At 42.1% G+C, this 17,661-nt stretch carries 27 protein-coding genes; 2 read left to right on the forward strand and 25 right to left on the reverse strand.

Annotated elements, in window-relative coordinates; genetic code table 11:
• Positions 1–185: 185 nt before the first annotated feature.
• The gene (locus tag IHV12_RS20690; protein WP_231620827.1) at positions 186–410 is read right to left on the reverse strand and encodes a hypothetical protein; all 225 of its coding nucleotides are present in this window, start codon (positions 408–410) and stop codon (positions 186–188) included.
• Between the two features lie 150 nt (positions 411–560).
• On the opposite strand from IHV12_RS20690, the gene pdaB reads away from it, so the two are divergent.
• On the forward strand, positions 561–1,322 hold the full coding sequence (gene pdaB / locus IHV12_RS20695; protein WP_197192135.1) for a polysaccharide deacetylase family sporulation protein PdaB: 762 nt from the start codon (positions 561–563) through the stop codon (positions 1,320–1,322).
• 22 nt (positions 1,323–1,344) lie between these two features.
• Here pdaB and IHV12_RS20700 read toward each other — a convergent pair whose 3' ends face one another.
• Positions 1,345–1,965 (reverse strand): KinB-signaling pathway activation protein, encoded by a 621-nt coding sequence (locus tag IHV12_RS20700; RefSeq protein ID WP_197192136.1) that lies wholly within the window; start codon positions 1,963–1,965, stop codon positions 1,345–1,347.
• A gap of 148 nt (positions 1,966–2,113) precedes the next feature.
• Here IHV12_RS20700 and gerD point away from each other — a divergent pair, with 148 nt between their 5' ends.
• Complete coding sequence (gerD, locus tag IHV12_RS20705; protein ID WP_197192137.1) at positions 2,114–2,743, forward strand: spore germination lipoprotein GerD; 630 nt, start codon at positions 2,114–2,116, stop codon at positions 2,741–2,743.
• Between the two features lie 30 nt (positions 2,744–2,773).
• Here gerD and IHV12_RS20710 read toward each other — a convergent pair whose 3' ends face one another.
• The 23 genes from IHV12_RS20710 to rplR all read right to left on the reverse strand — a co-directional run bounded on the left by IHV12_RS20710 (position 2,774) and on the right by rplR (position 17,658).
• The gene (locus IHV12_RS20710; RefSeq protein ID WP_197192138.1) at positions 2,774–3,823 is read right to left on the reverse strand and encodes a P-loop NTPase; all 1,050 of its coding nucleotides are present in this window, start codon (positions 3,821–3,823) and stop codon (positions 2,774–2,776) included.
• Between the two features lie 298 nt (positions 3,824–4,121).
• The gene (gene cwlD, locus IHV12_RS20715; RefSeq protein WP_197134160.1) at positions 4,122–4,847 is read right to left on the reverse strand and encodes an N-acetylmuramoyl-L-alanine amidase CwlD; all 726 of its coding nucleotides are present in this window, start codon (positions 4,845–4,847) and stop codon (positions 4,122–4,124) included.
• Positions 4,848–4,919: 72 nt separating this feature from the next.
• The gene (locus IHV12_RS20720; RefSeq protein ID WP_197134163.1) at positions 4,920–5,360 is read right to left on the reverse strand and encodes a DUF2521 family protein; all 441 of its coding nucleotides are present in this window, start codon (positions 5,358–5,360) and stop codon (positions 4,920–4,922) included.
• Positions 5,361–5,734: 374 nt separating this feature from the next.
• Positions 5,735–6,127, reverse strand: a complete 393-nt coding sequence (gene rpsI / locus IHV12_RS20725) for a 30S ribosomal protein S9 (protein ID WP_066237857.1) — start codon at positions 6,125–6,127, stop codon at positions 5,735–5,737.
• A 16-nt stretch (positions 6,128–6,143) separates the two neighbouring features.
• Positions 6,144–6,581, reverse strand: coding sequence for a 50S ribosomal protein L13 (rplM, locus tag IHV12_RS20730; RefSeq protein WP_137792238.1), 438 nt, complete (start codon positions 6,579–6,581; stop codon positions 6,144–6,146).
• 151 nt (positions 6,582–6,732) lie between these two features.
• Positions 6,733–7,485, reverse strand: a complete 753-nt coding sequence (gene truA / locus IHV12_RS20735) for a tRNA pseudouridine(38-40) synthase TruA (protein ID WP_197192139.1) — start codon at positions 7,483–7,485, stop codon at positions 6,733–6,735.
• A 13-nt stretch (positions 7,486–7,498) separates the two neighbouring features.
• On the reverse strand, positions 7,499–8,296 hold the full coding sequence (locus IHV12_RS20740) for an energy-coupling factor transporter transmembrane component T family protein (protein ID WP_197134169.1): 798 nt from the start codon (positions 8,294–8,296) through the stop codon (positions 7,499–7,501).
• Between the two features lies 1 nt (position 8,297).
• Positions 8,298–9,164 (reverse strand): energy-coupling factor ABC transporter ATP-binding protein, encoded by an 867-nt coding sequence (locus IHV12_RS20745; protein WP_197192140.1) that lies wholly within the window; start codon positions 9,162–9,164, stop codon positions 8,298–8,300.
• Positions 9,149–9,979 carry an energy-coupling factor ABC transporter ATP-binding protein gene (locus IHV12_RS20750; protein WP_197134175.1) on the reverse strand — a complete coding sequence of 277 codons (831 nt, stop codon included), beginning with the start codon at positions 9,977–9,979 and terminating at the stop codon, positions 9,149–9,151. Before IHV12_RS20750 ends, IHV12_RS20745 begins: the two co-directional genes overlap by 16 nt.
• Before the next feature lie 350 nt (positions 9,980–10,329).
• A complete protein-coding gene (rplQ, locus tag IHV12_RS20755; protein WP_066237878.1) occupies positions 10,330–10,692 on the reverse strand; it encodes a 50S ribosomal protein L17 in 363 nt (120 codons plus the stop codon).
• Positions 10,693–10,750: 58 nt separating this feature from the next.
• Positions 10,751–11,695, reverse strand: coding sequence for a DNA-directed RNA polymerase subunit alpha (locus tag IHV12_RS20760; protein WP_066390697.1), 945 nt, complete (start codon positions 11,693–11,695; stop codon positions 10,751–10,753).
• A 143-nt stretch (positions 11,696–11,838) separates the two neighbouring features.
• Positions 11,839–12,234, reverse strand: a complete 396-nt coding sequence (rpsK, locus tag IHV12_RS20765; RefSeq protein WP_066237883.1) for a 30S ribosomal protein S11 — start codon at positions 12,232–12,234, stop codon at positions 11,839–11,841.
• 20 nt (positions 12,235–12,254) lie between these two features.
• Positions 12,255–12,620: a 30S ribosomal protein S13 gene (rpsM, locus tag IHV12_RS20770; protein ID WP_066390695.1), complete on the reverse strand. Its 366-nt coding sequence runs from the start codon at positions 12,618–12,620 to the stop codon at positions 12,255–12,257.
• 21 nt (positions 12,621–12,641) lie between these two features.
• Positions 12,642–12,755 carry a 50S ribosomal protein L36 gene (rpmJ, locus tag IHV12_RS20775; protein WP_007203526.1) on the reverse strand — a complete coding sequence of 38 codons (114 nt, stop codon included), beginning with the start codon at positions 12,753–12,755 and terminating at the stop codon, positions 12,642–12,644.
• A 35-nt stretch (positions 12,756–12,790) separates the two neighbouring features.
• Entirely contained in the window at positions 12,791–13,009 is a 219-nt protein-coding gene (gene infA, locus IHV12_RS20780) for a translation initiation factor IF-1 (protein WP_066237890.1), read from the reverse strand.
• A complete protein-coding gene (locus IHV12_RS20785) occupies positions 13,002–13,325 on the reverse strand; it encodes a KOW domain-containing RNA-binding protein (protein ID WP_137792243.1) in 324 nt (107 codons plus the stop codon). The genes infA and IHV12_RS20785 overlap by 8 nt, the downstream gene beginning before the upstream one ends.
• Positions 13,326–13,339: 14 nt before the next feature.
• Entirely contained in the window at positions 13,340–14,086 is a 747-nt protein-coding gene (gene map / locus IHV12_RS20790; RefSeq protein WP_197134178.1) for a type I methionyl aminopeptidase, read from the reverse strand.
• Positions 14,083–14,736 (reverse strand): adenylate kinase, encoded by a 654-nt coding sequence (locus IHV12_RS20795; protein ID WP_066390692.1) that lies wholly within the window; start codon positions 14,734–14,736, stop codon positions 14,083–14,085. Before IHV12_RS20795 ends, map begins: the two co-directional genes overlap by 4 nt.
• A 68-nt stretch (positions 14,737–14,804) precedes the next feature.
• Positions 14,805–16,106 carry a preprotein translocase subunit SecY gene (secY, locus tag IHV12_RS20800; RefSeq protein ID WP_197134181.1) on the reverse strand — a complete coding sequence of 434 codons (1,302 nt, stop codon included), beginning with the start codon at positions 16,104–16,106 and terminating at the stop codon, positions 14,805–14,807.
• Entirely contained in the window at positions 16,106–16,546 is a 441-nt protein-coding gene (gene rplO / locus IHV12_RS20805; protein WP_197134184.1) for a 50S ribosomal protein L15, read from the reverse strand. The genes secY and rplO overlap by 1 nt, the downstream gene beginning before the upstream one ends.
• A gap of 31 nt (positions 16,547–16,577) precedes the next feature.
• A complete protein-coding gene (gene rpmD / locus IHV12_RS20810; RefSeq protein ID WP_066237910.1) occupies positions 16,578–16,766 on the reverse strand; it encodes a 50S ribosomal protein L30 in 189 nt (62 codons plus the stop codon).
• Between the two features lie 14 nt (positions 16,767–16,780).
• The gene (gene rpsE / locus IHV12_RS20815) at positions 16,781–17,281 is read right to left on the reverse strand and encodes a 30S ribosomal protein S5 (RefSeq protein WP_066237913.1); all 501 of its coding nucleotides are present in this window, start codon (positions 17,279–17,281) and stop codon (positions 16,781–16,783) included.
• A gap of 14 nt (positions 17,282–17,295) precedes the next feature.
• Positions 17,296–17,658, reverse strand: coding sequence for a 50S ribosomal protein L18 (gene rplR / locus IHV12_RS20820; RefSeq protein ID WP_066237916.1), 363 nt, complete (start codon positions 17,656–17,658; stop codon positions 17,296–17,298).
• Positions 17,659–17,661 lie beyond the last annotated feature (3 nt).

The following is a 17,661-nucleotide window of genomic DNA, read 5'->3' on the forward strand; positions in this document are numbered from 1 at the left end:
GTGTGTTTCAGTGTGTCGCTCGTTTTGGCGACTTTTATAAGATACCACCGTTGGCTAGTTGATGTCAACTGCTTTTTTTAGTGATTCTTAATTTGTTTGTTTCGTTTGTTTCAGCCGCTGTAAAAGCGACAAGAAGTAATATACCACCTTCTTGATAATATGGTCAATAGTTTTTTCGAAAAAAGTTAATTTCTTTGTTTCCGCCTTAAATATCTTCTGCAATCAGAAGGCTTAGCGAACCTGCAGAACAAACGATAAATAATCTGATACCGCTCTTCTAATACAGTTTTTACAATGGAATCAATCTTATTGTCTTCAAGATCGACCCTTAGTTCTTCCATTTCCTTTTTTAACACATATTCAAACTCAGAAAGCTCTTGATGATTTAACAGCATCCCTACCAAAGACAATAGACGACACCCCTCTTATTTTTTCTTTTACCATTATGGCCATGAAAAGTCAGAGTTAATATTTTATAGGAATGTCTAAATTTTCGGTATATCTTGTCCCTTTCATCATAGATATTTTGTAAGGAAGATGGACAGGGGGTAGATGGTTTTATGAAATTTTTCTTCGTTATTAACGGCAAGAAAATGAAACAATACATGGTTGTTGTGTTTGCAGCTTTCTTTGCTGCCTCACTTGCATTTGTAGGACAGCAGCAACTATCTGTGTTTTCATCTAAAGATGGACCCCGTGCGATTTATAAGGGAGAAGACCAAGGAAACAAAGTATCTCTTACGTTTGATATCAGCTGGGGCGACAAACGGGTCACACCGATCTTAGACGTCTTAAAGGAAAAAGGCGTAAAAAACTGTACCTTTTTCCTATCAGCCGCTTGGGCTGAACGTCATCCTGAAATCGTCGAACGTATTGTAAAAGATGGTCATGAAGTAGCCAGTCTCGGTTATCAATACAAAAGCTATACAGATTGGGAAGATAAACAGATCAAGCGGGATATCCTTTTAGCTCAGGAGAAAATTAAAAAAGTATCCGGGAAAATGACTTCTCTCATACGACCGCCAAATGGGAATTTTGATGAGCGTGTCTTGAACATCTCAGAAGATCTCAACCACACGGTAGTTCATTGGAGCATCGACACGAAAGATTGGAAGAACCCTGGAGTAGATCGTATTGTTACAACTGCTACTGATGAGACGAAAGCAGGAGACATCATCTTGCTTCATGCATCGGATTCTGTTAAACAAACGCATAAAGCACTTCCAACTATTATTGATAAACTCCGCGACGATGGCTTTAAATTTGTGAGTGTAAGTGAGATGATCGCGAATACCGAGGCCAACAGTAAAGAAGTTAACTGATGAATGAAAAAACGCCCCTGCCTTATAAGGCAGTGGGCTTTGTTTGTTTAGATGATTTAGATTGATTTGACTGCAACAGTCGATGCAGCATTAAAATTTGATACGTGTTACAAAGCATGATCGGAACAAAGCCCATCCATAGTGAAAGGGTATTGTTTTCTTTTAACACCGGCACCCATTCTAAGATGGTTACGACTGTAATAAAGAAAAGCGTTGGGATGAACGCTACACTCGATGTTTGTTTTACTTTTACATATGCAATGACCAATCCGTAAGCTAAAATCGCAAGCGGAATAAGAATGTAGTTAACGAGGCTGTCGCCTTCCTTGTGAAAAGATGTATATCGTAAATAGAACAAATCGAAAAGTACGACCGCTATCAATACAAGTTGTACTCCGTTCCAAAGGCGATGACTTTTAAAAATACCAAGGCCAAAGCGATGAACCGTTAAATATGCAAAAAAGCCCATCTGACTAAATACACTGAACAACGCGCCAAAACCGATCAGTCCAAAAATATATAGAAGTACTTCTAAAGCGCTGCTGTCCTCTGGAAACTTTAATATAAGACCAACTGTGATTGCACTGACAACCCCAATTAATAATGTGGTAAAGAATAAAAAGATCCAACTTCTAATTTTCACGCGTGTTTTCCCCCTCTAACATGCTCCGTAACGATTGTACCAATGTCTATTTTAAATTGCCAGTTTTCCTTTAAATAACCAGTATAAATACGTGCTAAAAATCAATCCTATAAGTATCGAGCTCAACTTGAAAGGAGGAGGAATTCAAATGAAAAAAATATACATTTTCCTCTTTTGTATCTCTTTTGCTGTTCTTTCGGGCTGTGCTCAAGAAGCCCAGGGCAGTTCACAGGTCGATTACGAAGCGACGAAAAAGATGCTTGTCGATCTATTGAAGACAGATGAAGGAAAAAAAGCCATTAAAGAAGTTCTATCAGATAAAGAAATTCAACAAGATATACTCATTGATCAAGAAGTCATCAAACAGACGATTGAAAAGCAGCTTCTTTCTGAAAAGGGCCAAAAGTTTTGGCAGACCCTTTTTAAAGATCCGAAGTTCTCAGTAGCTTTTGCGAAAAGCATGCGAAAAGAACATGAGAAATTGATGAAGGATCTAATTAAAGATCCTCAGTATCAAGCAGAAGTGATGAAGATCATGCAGAACCCGCAAATGGCAGAAAAATTATTATCCCTCGTTGATACACAGCCAGTTAGAAAAGAAATGAAAAAAGTGATGCTTGAGACGTTTGAGAGTCCAATCGTACAAGCTCAAATTCAAGAGATGTTAAAGAAAGTGGCTCATGAAGAAATTGATCAGTCCATCTCGAAAAAAGGAAAAGAAGCTTCATCATCTGGCGGCGGACAAGAGCAACAAGAAGAGTCCACAAGCCCGCAATAAAAGCCTCCCGACAACCGGAAGGCTTTTTCTTTAATTTGTTTTATCAATAATTTTCTTTGCCATCTGAATGTAGTGTTCACCGATTGGATGTGTTTGGTCATATACACTTGGCGCAAAATCATCTTCTTTTATTTCAGGCTGACCAAGCGGTATTTGTCCTAGCAACGGTACATTTAACTCTTCTGCTAAACGCTTTCCGCCGTCTTTACCAAATACATATTCCTTTTCACCTGTTGATCCGCTTTGGAAGTAAGACATGTTCTCAACGATACCAAGCACTTCATGGTTTGTCTTGATTGCCATCGTTCCCGCTCGAGCTGCTACGAATGCTGCTGTAGCATGAGGTGTTGTTACGATTACTTCTTTACACTTCGGAAGCATCTTATGAACATCCAGCGCCACATCACCTGTACCTGGCGGCAAGTCTAGAAGAACATAGTCTAGATCTCCCCATTCTACTTCGCTGAAGAAATTCATGAGCATCTTCCCAAGCATCGGTCCACGCCAAATTACAGGTGCATTATCCTCCACGAAAAATGCCATAGAGATTACTTTTACATCAAAACGCTCAACCGGAAAGATATGGTCGCCCTTTACTTTCGGACGTTCTGTAATTCCCATCATATCTGGAACACTGAATCCGTAAATATCTGCATCGATCAATCCGACCTTTTTCCCAAGTCTCGCAAGAGCAACAGCTAAGTTGACCGAAACCGTTGATTTCCCTACGCCGCCTTTACCACTAGCGATCGCGATAAATTGAGTCTTGCTGTTTTCGGAAAGAAGAGTAGTTGGTGCAGTTTGGTTCGCTGCTTCACTTGGGTTTACAGCCGTAATATCGTCTCTTTTTTCGAAACGAAGTCCGACAGATTCCGCTCCAGCGTTTTTCAAAACTTGAACGATCTGCTGCTGCAGCTGCATTTGTTCAGGCGTTCCTGTATGTGCTAAGCCGATTTTCAGCCCCACATATCCTTCTTTTATCTTCAACTCACGTATACTCCCTGAGTCGACCATGCTTTTATGTAAATAAGGGTCTTGAATAGGACCTAACAGCTCGATGACTTTTTCTTCTGTAAGCACATAGACACATCCTTTACCTGTAAAATTCCTTTTCAGTATATCACAACCCCTACCGACAATCATGTAAGCGGTTTTTTTAGATGTGTGAATTTCACTCAAACGAGGAAGCTCGCTAAAGGAGGTATGAGCACTTACTGTCGTCTTTTATGAAAATACTGTCCACTTATTGAAATTTACTGTCCACTTTCAAAGAAATACTGTCCACTTTTACATATTTACTGTCCACTTCGGTATTTTTACTGTCCACTCCAAATTACTCGCCCGGAAAGCAGCACATGAAAATAGAGAAACACCCCCTCTAATCAAGAGGAGATGTTGGTGGTGTTTCATTTGTATAAAATCGCAGCATACCTTGGTAGATCGATGCCGCTATACTTTTTTGGTACGATTCTGTTTTTAACAGCTCTCGTTCTGATGGATTGGATAAGAAACCGACTTCGACTAGCGCTCCTGGCACTTCTGCAGTCCGCAGCAAGTATAAACCTTCTATGGATTTTGCAAACCGATCCGTATTATTTAGATTTCTTTTGATTTCGTCTTGTATAAATTTAGATACGGCTTCTCCGTCTTCTTTGCCGGGATGATAAAAGACTTGTGCGCCTCTCCACCTAGATGAGGGCAAAGAATTTAAGTGAATCGAAATAAATAAGTCCGCATGATTTTCGTTAATAATTTTTTTTCGCTCTTTTAAATCTTCCCATTTGCGATGTCGCAATTTTTTTGTACCTTCGTCCGCGAGGTCAGTGTCTGTTTCACGTGTCATGATGACAAGCGCTCCCGCTTCTTGTAAATAATCTCGAAGTAACATGGAAATGTTTAATGCGATCTCTTTTTCAAGAACTTCTCCATCACCAACAGCACCACCGTCAGCACCGCCATGGCCTGGGTCGATTACGATAATCTTTCCAGAGAGCGGCATGTTCCACGAGCGCCACGAATCATCATCTAAAAAATGATAGGTGAAAATAAAGATAAGGACAGCGCATCCAAGTGCAAATGCGGCTCCCTTCACCCACTTCTTCATGTTTTGTCCCCCTATACAAGCCATATATCACTATGTATATGGGACAAGAAGAAATTTATAACTGTTTAGCGATTATTGCAACTTCATCCGGTAGCGTTTTTCACCGTTTTTGTAGCCTTCCATCCACCAAATATGAACGAATGCCTCACAGCAAAGATGAAGAGATTCCATCATCATCTCTGTTCCCCAGCACCAGAACTGCCAATATTCAAAAAGGCCGTCTGCGATTGCCTGTTGTTTTGCATATGCTCTTTCCTTAATCTTTTCTAATGTTTCTCCATGATACGCAAATCGGCTGTAGCCTGCACCTAAGAGATAAGAATCGATTGCCATATCGATGCACGCATCTTCAATGTCATTTTGATAAAGAAGCGAGTATTGAAAAAATGGTTGAAACAAACGCTGAAATTCTTTTTTTATGGTAGCAAGGGATAAGTCCCGAAGTACTTTCCGCTCGAACGTTTCTTTTTTGAAGCGCTGCTTTTCTTTAAAGTTGTTTAATACGATTGCCATTAATACCTCCCCTTTCATCATGTTGTGTTTTCCATATCTATATTTTCTCCAGAGATGGCTTCACGACACTTCATAAAAGATGGGAATAACTCTTTATGGCATTATGGAGGGGAAAAAGGCAGGGCACGATAAGATCTGCGTTAGACTTAATTTTTTCGTTTTTGACTTAATTATTTTAAATTAGACTTAATTATTCGGTTAAGACTTAATTATTTAAAATTAGACTTAATTATTTGGGTTAAGACTTAATTTTCACGATTTTAGGCTTAATGGTTTGGAATTAGACTCAATCTTCTCGAACTAGACGCAATTCACAAATAAAAAAACCCCGCTCTCTAAAAAAGAGAACAGGGTTTTGAAAAACGTAATAGAAATTAACGTTTTGAGAACTGAGGTGCACGACGAGCGCCTTTAAGTCCGTACTTCTTACGCTCTTTCATACGAGCGTCACGAGTAAGGAATCCAGCTGCTTTAAGAGAACCGCGGTACTCAGGATCTGCTTCAAGAAGCGCACGAGAGATACCGTGACGGATAGCTCCTGCTTGTCCAGTGTATCCACCGCCATGAACAGTAACTAATACGTCATACTTGTCAGTTGTTTCAGTTGTGTTAAGTGGTTGCTTAACGATAAGCTTTAAAGTTTCTAATCCGAAAAATTCGTCAATGTCACGTCCGTTAATTACGATACGGCCTTCACCAGGAACTAATCGTACACGCGCTACGGAGTGCTTACGACGTCCAGTGCCATAATATTGTACTTGTGCCACGTAAATACCCTCCTTTTTATCCGCGTAACTCGTAGTTTACAGGTTTTTGTGCTTGGTTGTTGTGCTCAGCTCCAGCGTAAACGTGAAGCTTTTTGAACATTTGGCGACCAAGGCTGTTCTTTGGAAGCATACCTTTGATTGCTAGTTCAAGCATTTGAACTGGACGAGTTGTACGCATTTCTAATGCAGTTCTCGTACGCAGTCCACCTGGGTGACCAGTGTGGCGGTAGTAAATTTTGTCTGTTAATTTCTTACCTGTTAATTCAATCTTCTCAGCGTTGATGATGATTACGTGATCACCAGTGTCAACGTGTGGTGTATAAATAGGCTTATGCTTACCGCGAAGGATAGATGCAACTTCACTGGATAGACGTCCAAGTGTTTTGCCTTCAGCGTCGATCACAAACCATTTACGTTCTACTTCAGAAGCTTTCGCCATGAAAGTCGTACGCATGTGTTTTCCCTCCTGTATCTTCAATCAAATTTCATTATATTCATGTGAACATTTCCCGAGATATCTACACGGGGCATGTGGACGATATCTGTAGAAATACCAAATAATATCTTATAATATATAAACAACGATGTCAAGCGTATCCTAAATATTATTCCGTTTTATCTTCATATTCTACATGAAAGAGATAGAGTCCGTTTGCTGGAGCTGTTTTTCCAGCGAGTGCACGGTCTTGGCCTTGTATAATTCCTAAGATCTCATGGGGTTTGAGCTTTCCTTGTCCCACTTCTAAAAGAGTACCAACAAGAATGCGAACCATGTTATATAAAAAACCACTGCCTCTTACCTTCAGCGTTAGGACGTTACCTTCTTCCTCAACATCTAAAGCAAAGATCGTTCGAATTTTATCTTCCACTTCCGACTTTGCTGATGAAAATGAGGTGAAGTCATGTGTACCTAAAAATAACGATGCAGCTTGCTTCATATCCTCTACGTTTAAAGAATAGGGAAAATGAAACAACTGATTCCTTTGAAACACATCTGGTTGCTTACTTCTTAAAATTTTATAATGATACTCTTTACCTGTTGCAGAGAAACGAGAATGAAACGAATCGCTGACCAACTCTACGTCTTTTATTAGAATATCATTCGGAAGCATCGCATTCAATGCCTTCCCCCAAGCTTCAGAAGGAATCTCCATAGGTGTATCAAAATGAAACACTTGACCGATGGCATGAACACCCGCATCCGTGCGTCCTGAGGCATAGATTCCTACAGGTTCCCCTTTGTGCATCTTTTGCAGGACGGCCTGAATCGTTCCTTGCACCGTTCTGCCGCTAGGCTGTATTTGGTATCCGGCAAACTCAGTACCATCATAAGCTACGGTTACTTTCATACGAGCCATGTTCAATCTCCTTTTAATTGCGTAATAAGAATAGCGCAAGAGTCAGCAATGCTAGTAAAAGCAGTGCAAACGTATCACGTTGATGCCACTCTAGCGCTCGAAGTCGCGTTCTGCCTTCACCACCACGATAACCTCTCGCCTCCATCGCAAGAGCGAGTTCTTCAGCCCGCTTAAACGACGAGACGAATAACGGAACTAACAGCGGTACAAAAGCCTTTGCTCGTTCTTTGATCGGTCCGCTCGTGAAATCAGCACCACGTGCCATCTGCGCTTTCATGATTTTTTCCGTCTCTTGTAAGAGCGTTGGAATAAACCTGAGTGAGATCGACATCATCAATGCGAACTCATGAACAGGAAGTTTCCACTTTTTTAAAGGTCCTAACAAGTGTTCCAACCCGTCAGTAATATCGATCGGTGTTGTTGTTAAGGTTAAGAGCGACGTCATCATAACAAGTAATAAAAGCCTTAAGGCAATGAATATCCCTTGAATCACTCCGCCTTCGTAAATTTCAAGAAAGCCCGCTTTATAAAGCAAATCGCCTTCTTTTGTTAAGAAAATATGCAAAAGCATCGTAAACACGACCAGTAAAAGAATCGGCTTTAATCCTTTATATAAAAAACGAAGTGGAACTTTTGACAAACTGATCGTTACAAACGTAAAAGCGATCAGTAGTCCATAAGTCAGCCAGTTGTTCGCCAAAAAGACGATAAACAAATAAAAGAAGGCAGCAATGAGCTTCGAGCGGGAATCCATTCGATGAAGGGGAGAGGAAGCTGGGTAATACTGCCCGATAATAACATTCTGCAGCATATTAATTCCCCCTCTTCTTCAGACTCTGACTAACTTGTTTAGCCAGCTCGTCCACTGTAAACTTCGATAATGTCAGATTCAAACCAGACTTCTCATTCCATTTTTGTAAAAATTGAACGGTCTCTGGCACATCTAATCCGGCTTTCTGTAGAGCTTCTCGCTCACTAAAGATGTCAGTCGGCTTACCATGGAGATACAGTTCACCTTTATGCATCACAGCAATCTCATCTGCGTATCTCGAAGCGTCTTCCATACTGTGAGTAACAAGTATCGTAGTGAGGTTATTTCTCTCATGCAGGGAATAGAACAGCTCCATAATCTCAACACGCCCAGCTGGATCAAGTCCTGCTGTAGGCTCGTCCAAGATCAGCACTTCGGGATTCATGGCAAGAACACCTGCAATCGCCACACGACGCATCTGGCCACCGCTTAAGTCAAAGGGAGACTTCTGCAGAACACTCTCGGGAAGTCCTACCATCTCAATTACTTTAGTAGCAGTTAGCTTCGCGCTTTCTTCTGACACACCAAAATTCCGTGGACCAAACATGATATCTTTTTCAACCGTTTCTTCAAAAAGCTGATGCTCAGGATACTGAAAAACAATACCGGCTTTTTTTCGAAGTGATTTTAAATCTTGTTTCTTACCGCCAGCCTTAAGTTCAGTACTGCCCATCTTTATCGAGCCTGCTGAAGGCTTTAATAGCCCGTTAAGATGTTGAATAAGTGTAGACTTTCCAGAGCCAGTGTGCCCGATCAAAGCAAGGAAAGTACCATCCGCGATGTCGAGGTTAATATCGTGCAGAGCACGCCTCTCGAACGGAGTTCCCTCCATGTATCTATGCTCTAGACGGTTTATGCTAATTTCCATAATGCATTCACCAGCTCTTCCTGCGTTAAATAGCTTTTATCAAGCTCCACACCTTGTTGGCGAAGAGCCTCACTTAACTTTAGTGAAAACGGTAAATCCAGACCGGCCGATTTCAAAAGTTCACGCTGCTGAAAAATGTCTTCAGGTACGCCTTCAGCTGCCTTCTCTCCCATTTTCATGACGACAACTCTGTCTGCACTTAGCGCTTCCTCTAAATCATGAGTGATAGAAATGACAGTGATGCCCTCTTTTTCATTCAGTTCGCGCACAGTCTCGATCACTTCAATTCGACCGATCGGATCGAGCATCGATGTCGCTTCATCCAAAACGATAACAGAAGGTTTCTGTGCCAATATACCGGCTATTGCCACTCGTTGCTTCTGCCCACCGGATAATTGATGAGGTTCCTGGTTTAAGAAAGCTTCCATTCCCACTCTCTCTATACTTTCATTGATACGCTTTACCATCTCGTCTCGCGGAACACCGAAATTCTCCAGGCCAAACGCGATGTCATCTTGTACGCTCGTTCCTACAAACTGGTTATCTGGATTTTGAAACACCATCCCGACAAGTCTTCTTATTTCCCAGATGTCGTCTGGAAGGCCTGTCGTGTACTGTGAGACATATACAGCCCCCTCATTAGGCAACAACAGCCCGTTGAGCATTTTTGCCAACGTGGACTTCCCAGAGCCGTTATGGCCCACGATCGATAGCCATTCCCCTTTGTGTACATCTAACGTTACACCTTTAAGCGTAGGTGTCTCTTCTCCCGGATAATAAAAGGTCACATCTTTAACGGTAATGATGTTTTCCATGTGACATCCTCCTCTTAACTGCTGCTCATTCTAAGCTGCTCTCTGCTCAATTACTTTTAACAATAATGGGCTTGAACTTTCAATAACTTTTTTTAATGGTTTTGCTTTAGAACTTTGTTGTCCCTTCATTGAAAAGTTGATTGGAGCGCAAGGTGCGAGACTCCTGCGGGACAAGCGGTCAGGTGAGACCCTTAACGGCGCAAAGCGGCAAGGGGCTCACCGCCTGCCCCGCGGAAAGCGAGCACCTGGAGCGCAAATCAACTCTCGCAATTACTACTTGGCTTTTCAATAAAAATAAAAAAGGGCAAGATTGTCATTGAAGACTTGATCCCGCCCTTTCATACGTTTTATTAAACTAATTCAATGATAACCATTGGTGCACCATCACCACGGCGAGGGCCGATTTTTGCGATGCGAGTGTAACCACCGTTACGCTCTGCATAGCGAGGTGCAAGATCACTGAAAAGCTTTTGTAGAGATCTTTGTCCAGACTCAGCGTCTGCTACTTCGTTACGAAGGAACGATGCAGCTTGACGGCGAGCATGAAGGTCTCCACGCTTACCAAGCGTAATCATTTTCTCAGCAAATTTACGAACTTCTTTTGCACGTGCTTCTGTAGTTTCAATACGCTCGTTGATGATTAAATCAGTAGCTAAATCACGAAGCATTGCTTTACGAACCGCAGATACACGACCTAACTTTTGGTATCCCATGCTTGTATTCCCTCCTCTGCGCGTTTCTCTCTCGTCTTGAAAAAGCGCGTATTACGAATTAATCGTCAGCGCGTAATGAAAGACCTAGCTCTTCAAGTTTCTCTTGAACTTCTTCAAGAGATTTCTTTCCAAGGTTGCGTACTTTCATCATGTCTTCTTCAGACTTATTCGCAAGTTCTTGAACTGTATTAATGCCAGCACGCTTTAGGCAGTTATAAGAACGAACAGAAAGATCAAGTTCTTCGATCGTCATCTCAAGTACTTTTTCTTTTTGGTCTTCTTCTTTTTCTACCATAATCTCAGCGTTCTGAGCTTGATCTGTTAAGCCAACAAAAATGTTTAAATGTTCGCTAATGATCTTCGCACCAAGAGAAACTGCTTCCTCTGGACGAATGCTCCCATCTGTCCATACATCAAGCGTTAGCTTATCATAGTTTGTTACTTGTCCTACACGAGTGTTTTCCACTTGATAGTTCACACGCGAAATTGGCGTGTAAATTGAATCAACAGGAATAACCCCGATCGGCAGGTCTTCGCGTTTATTGCCTTCTGCCTGTACATAACCACGACCACGTTTCGCATGAAGCTTCATTTGGAAATGAGCTCCTTTTGCTAGTGTTGCGATATGAAGATCCGGATTAAGGACTTCAACATCGCTGTCATGAGTAATGTCGCCAGCTGTTACAACACCGTCACCTTGTACATCGATTTCAAGTGTCTTCTCTTCATCAGAGTAAATCTTCATTGCAAGTTTCTTTAAGTTTAAGATGATGGTTGTAACATCTTCAACTACACCTTCAACTGTAGAGAACTCATGCAATACGCCATTGATCTGAATAGATGTAACTGCTGCACCAGGTAGTGAGGACAACAAGATACGACGCAAGGAGTTGCCTAGTGTAGTCCCGTATCCACGTTCAAGTGGTTCAACAACAAACTTTCCGTATGTGGCATCGTCGCTGATTTCAACCGTCTCAATTCTTGGCTTTTCGATTTCGATCATTCAACTGAACCCTCCTTCAAACGTCGAATCTCGGCTGGAGATTTCCAGCCGAAATTCCCCATAGGCATTCCGACTTATCATTTACCAAAACTTTCACTATAACCATTATAGACAAGTTATAGAAATATATACCGTGTATATTGTTACACGCGACGGCGTTTTGGCGGGCGGCAACCGTTGTGAGGTACAGGAGTAACGTCACGAATAGCTGTTACTTCTAAGCCTACCGCTTGAAGGGCACGGATTGCTGCTTCACGTCCAGCACCAGGTCCTTTAACGGATACTTCCAACGTTTTCATACCATGTTCCATTGCAGTTTTACCAGCTGTTTCAGCTGCCATTTGTGCTGCGAACGGAGTAGACTTACGAGAACCTTTAAATCCTAGGTGACCAGCAGTCGCCCAAGAGATTGCGTTCCCGTGCGTGTCAGTGATCGTAATGATCGTGTTGTTGAATGTAGAACGGATATGTGCTACGCCGACTTCAACATTCTTTTTGACACGACGTTTACGTGTATTAGTCTTACGTGCTTTTGCCATTTAGAGTTTACCTCCTTTACTTACTTTTTCTTATTCGCTACTGTACGACGAGGTCCTTTACGAGTACGGGAGTTGTTCTTCGTGTTTTGACCACGTACTGGTAATCCACGACGATGACGAACACCACGATATGCTCCGATCTCGATTAGACGCTTGATGTTTAGTGATACTTCACGACGAAGGTCACCTTCCACTTTGTGTCCATCGATGACTTCGCGGATTTTATTTAATTCATCTTCAGTAAGATCACGAACGCGTGTATCTTCAGAAACTCCAGCTCCAGCAAGAATTTGCTGTGCTTTTGTTTTACCGATACCGAAGATGTATGTTAAAGAGATTACTACTCGCTTATCACGAGGAATATCTACACCTGCAACACGTGCCATAATTTTTGCACCTCCTGTATATTAACCTTGTTTTTGTTTATGTTTCGGGTTTTCACAGATCACCATTACAGTGCCTCTGCGGCGAATCACTTTACATTTTTCACATATTGGCTTGACTGATGGTCTTACCTTCATTGTTTATAACCTCCTTATGTCACGGAGTACATTGATTATTTAAAACGATACGTTATACGACCACGTGATAAGTCATACGGAGACAATTCTACGGTTACTTTATCCCCTGGAAGAATTCGAATGTAGTGCATACGAATCTTTCCAGAAACGTGCGCTAGAACTTTGTGTCCGTTTTCTAGTTCAACACGAAACATGGCGTTCGGAAGAGGTTCAATTACTGTACCTTCGACCTCAATAACATCATCTTTAGCCATCGACTTGATCTCCCTTCTTCAGAGCAATGACTTTCTCGTCGGAAAACTTCGCTACTGCATAACGCAATTTGCCATTGGTTACACGACCTGTTTCAAGAATGCTTTTAACAACTTCCGGAGAAGTAAAATCCAGCAGCTCTAAGTGGTTTAGGTTCTTACGCTTGGCTCGATCAAACTTTCTCTTGTCACCATCTGCTACGAGGACGAAACGTCCATCGAGAATACCGACAATCACACCTAACCGATCTGCGTCTCTTCCTTTTAGTATCCGAACCAGTTGACCTATGCTCGGTACCGAATCAGATTCGCTTACCATTTCATCACCTTCACTTAGATCTTTGTTAAGATTTCAAAGCCTTCTTCCGTAATGACAACCGTGTGTTCGAAATGAGCACACCATTTGCCATCCGTTGTGACAACCGTCCAGTTATCGGATAATGTTCGAACATAGCGAGTTCCCGCATTAATCATAGGCTCTATTGCTAGAACCATGCCCTTTTTCAGCACCGGCCCTTTACCAGGCGGTCCATAATGAGGAATTTGCGGGTCCTCATGTAAGTCCTGGCCTATTCCGTGTCCGACATATTCGCGAACAACAGAAAACCCTTCACCCTCAGCATACTTTTGTATCTCATGAGAAATGTCAGTTAACCGGGCACCGGCTTTTGCTTTTTCGAGTCCTTTATACAAAGACTCTTCCGTTACATCCAGAAGTTTTTGAGCTTCATCTGAAATCTCGCCAACTCCATACGTCCAAGCGGAGTCACCGTGGTATCCTTTGTACTTCGCCCCAATATCTATAGAGATAATGTCGCCATGGTTGAGTACGCGTTTACCTGGAATTCCGTGCACAAGTTCTTCATTTACAGAAGCACAGATGCTTCCACTAAAACCATTATAGTTTTTAAATGAAGGAATTGCACCTTGGCTGCGGATAAACGTATCAGCAATTTTATCCAGTTCCTTAGTAGTTATGCCAGGCTTAATGTGTTTTTTTAACTCTTGATGAGTTAAGGCAACAATGCGACCTGCCTCCCGCATGATTTCAATCTCTCGCGGTGTTTTGCAGATTATCATTTCGCCAATCCCCCAATAAGTTGGTCAATGTCTTGAAAGACTTTGTCGATATCCTGATCACCATTCATGTTTTTCAGGTAACCTTTTTCACCATAAAAATCAAGCAGTGGTTTAGCCTGCTTCATGTTTACATTTAAACGGTTTCGAACGGTCTCTTCATTATCATCTTGACGTTGGATAAGCGTACCGCCGTCTTTATCACATACTCCTTCAACCTTTGGCGGGTTGAATATTACATGATACGTGCTTCCGCATGTTTGGCAAATCCGACGACCTGTTAATCGCTGCATAAGCTGATCAGAATCTACTGAAATGTTTAACACATAATCAATCGTTCTTCCAAGCTCTGTTGTGATTTCTTCCAGTGCTTCCGCTTGGGCAACTGTCCGAGGGAATCCATCTAGTAAAAATCCTTTTTCGCAGTCCTTTTTAGAAAGTCGGTCACGTACGATACCGATTGTAACTTCGTCAGGAACGAGGTTACCCGCATCCATGTACGATTTTGCCTCAAGTCCAAGAGGAGTCTCCTCTTTAATTGCTGCTCGGAACATATCTCCAGTAGAGATATGAGGTATTCCGTATTTCTCAACAATTCTTTCTGCTTGAGTACCCTTACCTGCTCCGGGCAATCCCATTAAGACTAGATACATCTAATCCCTCCATAAATCACAATCGTCTTTTATCAAGAGCATATGGGAAGATGAATCTTCCCGTGCTCTTATTTAATGAAGCCTTTGTAGTGTCGCTTGATCAGCTGACTCTCAATCTGCTTCATGGTGTCAAGTGCCACACCTACAACAATCAGCAAGCTTGTTCCACCAATTTGAATGGCTGGCGGAAGGTTCAAACCTGGAATTGCTGTAAAGACAACTGGCAGGACTGCAACTGCAGCCAGGAAAAGAGATCCAACAAATGTTAATCGATACAGAATTCTTGTTATATAAGTTTGAGTGTTAGCTCCTGGACGAATGCCAGGAATGTATCCACCCTGCTTCTTTAAGTTTTCCGCCATTTGCTCCGGATTTACTTGGATAAACGTATAGAAATACGAGAATCCGATAATAAGGAGCGCATATATAATCATTCCGACTGGTTTCGTGTAGTCAAACGTGTTGATAATCCAAGTCGTAACATCATTCTGTCCGAAGAAGCCGGCAACAGTTCTTGGCGTGATGATCAAGGAAATCGCGAAGATAACCGGGATAACACCTGCTGCGTTTACTTTAATCGGAAGATGAGTTGACTGGCCGCCAACAGGCTTTGTTCCAACGACTCGCTTTGCATACTGAATCGGGATTTTCCGAACACCTTGTTGAATAAAGATAACACCCATAATAATGAGTACAATCGCAAGAGCAAGCAGTACAATCGTTACAATATGCATGAATAACTGATCGTTACCACCTTCAAATTGCGTTGTGAAAAGCTGGTTAACTGCTGTAGGAATAGCTGCGGCAATCCCCGCAAAAATCAGAACTGAAATTCCGTTTCCAATCCCCTTAAGGGTAATCTGCTCACCTAACCACATTAAGAATGCAGTACCTGCAGTTAAAACTAACGCGATAAAAAGATACGTAGACATACTAGGGTTTTGAATAAGTCCTGGGAAAAGATTGTTAAAACCGATAGACATACCGATTGCCTGGATAAAACCAAGAACAATAGTTCCATAGCGAGTGAACTGAGCTAATTTCTTACGCCCAACTTCACCTTGCTTACTCCACTCCGTAAATTTAGGAACAACGTCCATCTGCAGAAGCTGCACGATGATCGATGCTGTAATATACGGCATGATACCCATAGCGAAAATGGAGAAGTTCTGTAAAGCTCCACCGCCAAACGTATTCAAAAAACCAAAAATGTTAGCACTGTCGCCCGTACTGAATTTCAGTACATCACGATTTACGCCTGGTACTGGGATAAATGTTCCTAGACGGAACACTACCAGCATAGCAAGTGTAAACAATATCTTGTTTCTCAGATCACCCACACGCATAATGTTGGAGATTGTCTGGAACATTAGATCACCTCAGTAGTTCCGCCCGCTGCTTCAATTGCTTCTTTAGCAGAAACAGAGAATTTGTGCGCCTTAACTGTAAGCTTAGCTTCTAACTTGCCATTTCCAAGAACTTTAATTCCGTTTTTAAGACTGCTAACTACTCCTGTTTCGATAAGAAGTTCCGGAGTAACTACTGTGCCCTCTTCAAAACGAACTAGCTTCTCAAGATTTACAACTGCATACTCTTTACGAGTAGGGTTTGTGAATCCGCGTTTCGGTAAACGACGTGCTAGTGGATTTTGTCCACCTTCGAATCCAGGTCTAACACCACCGCCTGAACGAGAGTTTTGACCTTTATGACCACGACCACTTGTTTTACCATTGCCTGATCCGATACCGCGACCTAAACGGTTGCGAACTTTACGGGATCCTTCTGATGGCTTCAACTCATGAAGTTTCATCTGAGCACCTCCTCATGATTTATTTATCTTATTAAGCTTCTAATTCTTTCACTGTTAAAAGGTGAGACACCTTGTTAACCATACCGCGGATAGCCGCGTTATCTTCGTGTACAACCGTCTGGTGCATTTTGCGCAAACCAAGTGTCTTAACAACGATACGTTGGTTTTCAGGACGGCCGATAACACTACGAGTGAGGGTGATTTCTAATTTCTTAGCCATCTAAAGTTCCCTCCTTAACCTAAAAGCTCTTGTACTGATTTACCGCGAAGTTTCGCAACGTCTTCAGCACGCTTTAAATTTTTCAAACCTTCGATAGTTGCACGAACCATGTTGATTGGGTTGTTAGATCCAAGTGACTTAGAAAGGATGTCACCTACACCAGCAAGCTCCAATACTGCACGTACAGGTCCACCAGCAATTACCCCAGTACCTTCAGATGCAGGTTTAAGAAGTACGTTACCTGCTCCAAAGCGTCCAATTACTTGGTGAGGAATTGTTGTTTTTACGATCGGTACAGTTACTAAGTTCTTCTTAGCATCTTCAATCGCCTTACGGATCGCTTCTGGTACCTCTTGGGCTTTACCAGTACCGAATCCAACGTGACCGTTTTTGTCACCAACTACAACTACTGCAGCAAAGCGGAAACGACGTCCACCTTTTACTACCTTAGCTACACGGTTAACGGTAACGACGCGTTCTTCAAGTTCAAGTTTGTTAGGGTCGATACGCATCAGGTTCCCTCCTTCGATTAAAATTCTAACCCAGCTTCACGAGCTGCGTCTGCTAATGCTTTAATACGTCCGTGATATAAATATCCGCCTCGGTCAAATACTACCGATTTGATTCCTTTTTCAACTGCGCGCTTAGCGATTTCTTGACCAATCGCTTTAGCAGCATCTACGTTTCCACCGTTTTCTACACTTACACCTTTATCAAGGGAAGATGCAGATACAATTGTTACACCTGCTTGATCATCGATCAATTGAGCATAGATGTGCTTTGTAGAACGGAATACGTTCAAACGAGGACGTTGTGCTGTTCCGCTTACAACGCGGCGAACACGAGCATGTCTTTTCTTACGAGCGACATTCTTATCTGCTTTCGTGATCATCCT

Origin of the sequence: Fictibacillus sp. 7GRE50 (assembly GCF_015903875.1) — a bacterium.
Classification (GTDB): Bacteria; Bacillota; Bacilli; order Bacillales; family Fictibacillaceae; genus Fictibacillus; species Fictibacillus phosphorivorans.

Coding starts and splice junctions, on each gene's coding strand:
- IHV12_RS20760 (WP_066390697.1), bottom strand. CDS start 11,695: ATGATCGAAATCGAAAAGCCAAGAATTGAGACGGTTGAAATCAGCGAC.
- rpmJ (WP_007203526.1), bottom strand. CDS start 12,755: ATGAAGGTAAGACCATCAGTCAAGCCAATATGTGAAAAATGTAAAGTG.
- infA (WP_066237890.1), bottom strand. CDS start 13,009: ATGGCTAAAGATGATGTTATTGAGGTCGAAGGTACAGTAATTGAACCT.
- map (WP_197134178.1), bottom strand. CDS start 14,086: ATGATAATCTGCAAAACACCGCGAGAGATTGAAATCATGCGGGAGGCA.
- IHV12_RS20740 (WP_197134169.1), bottom strand. CDS start 8,296: ATGCTGCAGAATGTTATTATCGGGCAGTATTACCCAGCTTCCTCTCCC.
- pdaB (WP_197192135.1), top strand. CDS start 561: ATGAAATTTTTCTTCGTTATTAACGGCAAGAAAATGAAACAATACATG.
- rplQ (WP_066237878.1), bottom strand. CDS start 10,692: ATGGGATACCAAAAGTTAGGTCGTGTATCTGCGGTTCGTAAAGCAATG.
- cwlD (WP_197134160.1), bottom strand. CDS start 4,847: ATGAAGAAGTGGGTGAAGGGAGCCGCATTTGCACTTGGATGCGCTGTC.
- IHV12_RS20745 (WP_197192140.1), bottom strand. CDS start 9,164: ATGGAAATTAGCATAAACCGTCTAGAGCATAGATACATGGAGGGAACT.
- gerD (WP_197192137.1), top strand. CDS start 2,114: ATGAAAAAAATATACATTTTCCTCTTTTGTATCTCTTTTGCTGTTCTT.
- rplO (WP_197134184.1), bottom strand. CDS start 16,546: ATGAAACTTCATGAGTTGAAGCCATCAGAAGGATCCCGTAAAGTTCGC.
- rplR (WP_066237916.1), bottom strand. CDS start 17,658: ATGATCACGAAAGCAGATAAGAATGTCGCTCGTAAGAAAAGACATGCT.
- truA (WP_197192139.1), bottom strand. CDS start 7,485: ATGGCTCGTATGAAAGTAACCGTAGCTTATGATGGTACTGAGTTTGCC.
- IHV12_RS20785 (WP_137792243.1), bottom strand. CDS start 13,325: ATGGTAAGCGAATCTGATTCGGTACCGAGCATAGGTCAACTGGTTCGG.
- rpmD (WP_066237910.1), bottom strand. CDS start 16,766: ATGGCTAAGAAATTAGAAATCACCCTCACTCGTAGTGTTATCGGCCGT.
- rpsK (WP_066237883.1), bottom strand. CDS start 12,234: ATGGCAAAAGCACGTAAGACTAATACACGTAAACGTCGTGTCAAAAAG.
- rplM (WP_137792238.1), bottom strand. CDS start 6,581: ATGCGTACGACTTTCATGGCGAAAGCTTCTGAAGTAGAACGTAAATGG.
- IHV12_RS20750 (WP_197134175.1), bottom strand. CDS start 9,979: ATGGAAAACATCATTACCGTTAAAGATGTGACCTTTTATTATCCGGGA.
- IHV12_RS20795 (WP_066390692.1), bottom strand. CDS start 14,736: ATGTATCTAGTCTTAATGGGATTGCCCGGAGCAGGTAAGGGTACTCAA.
- secY (WP_197134181.1), bottom strand. CDS start 16,106: ATGTTCCAGACAATCTCCAACATTATGCGTGTGGGTGATCTGAGAAAC.
- rpsM (WP_066390695.1), bottom strand. CDS start 12,620: ATGGCACGTGTTGCAGGTGTAGATATTCCTCGTGATAAGCGAGTAGTA.
- IHV12_RS20720 (WP_197134163.1), bottom strand. CDS start 5,360: ATGGCAATCGTATTAAACAACTTTAAAGAAAAGCAGCGCTTCAAAAAA.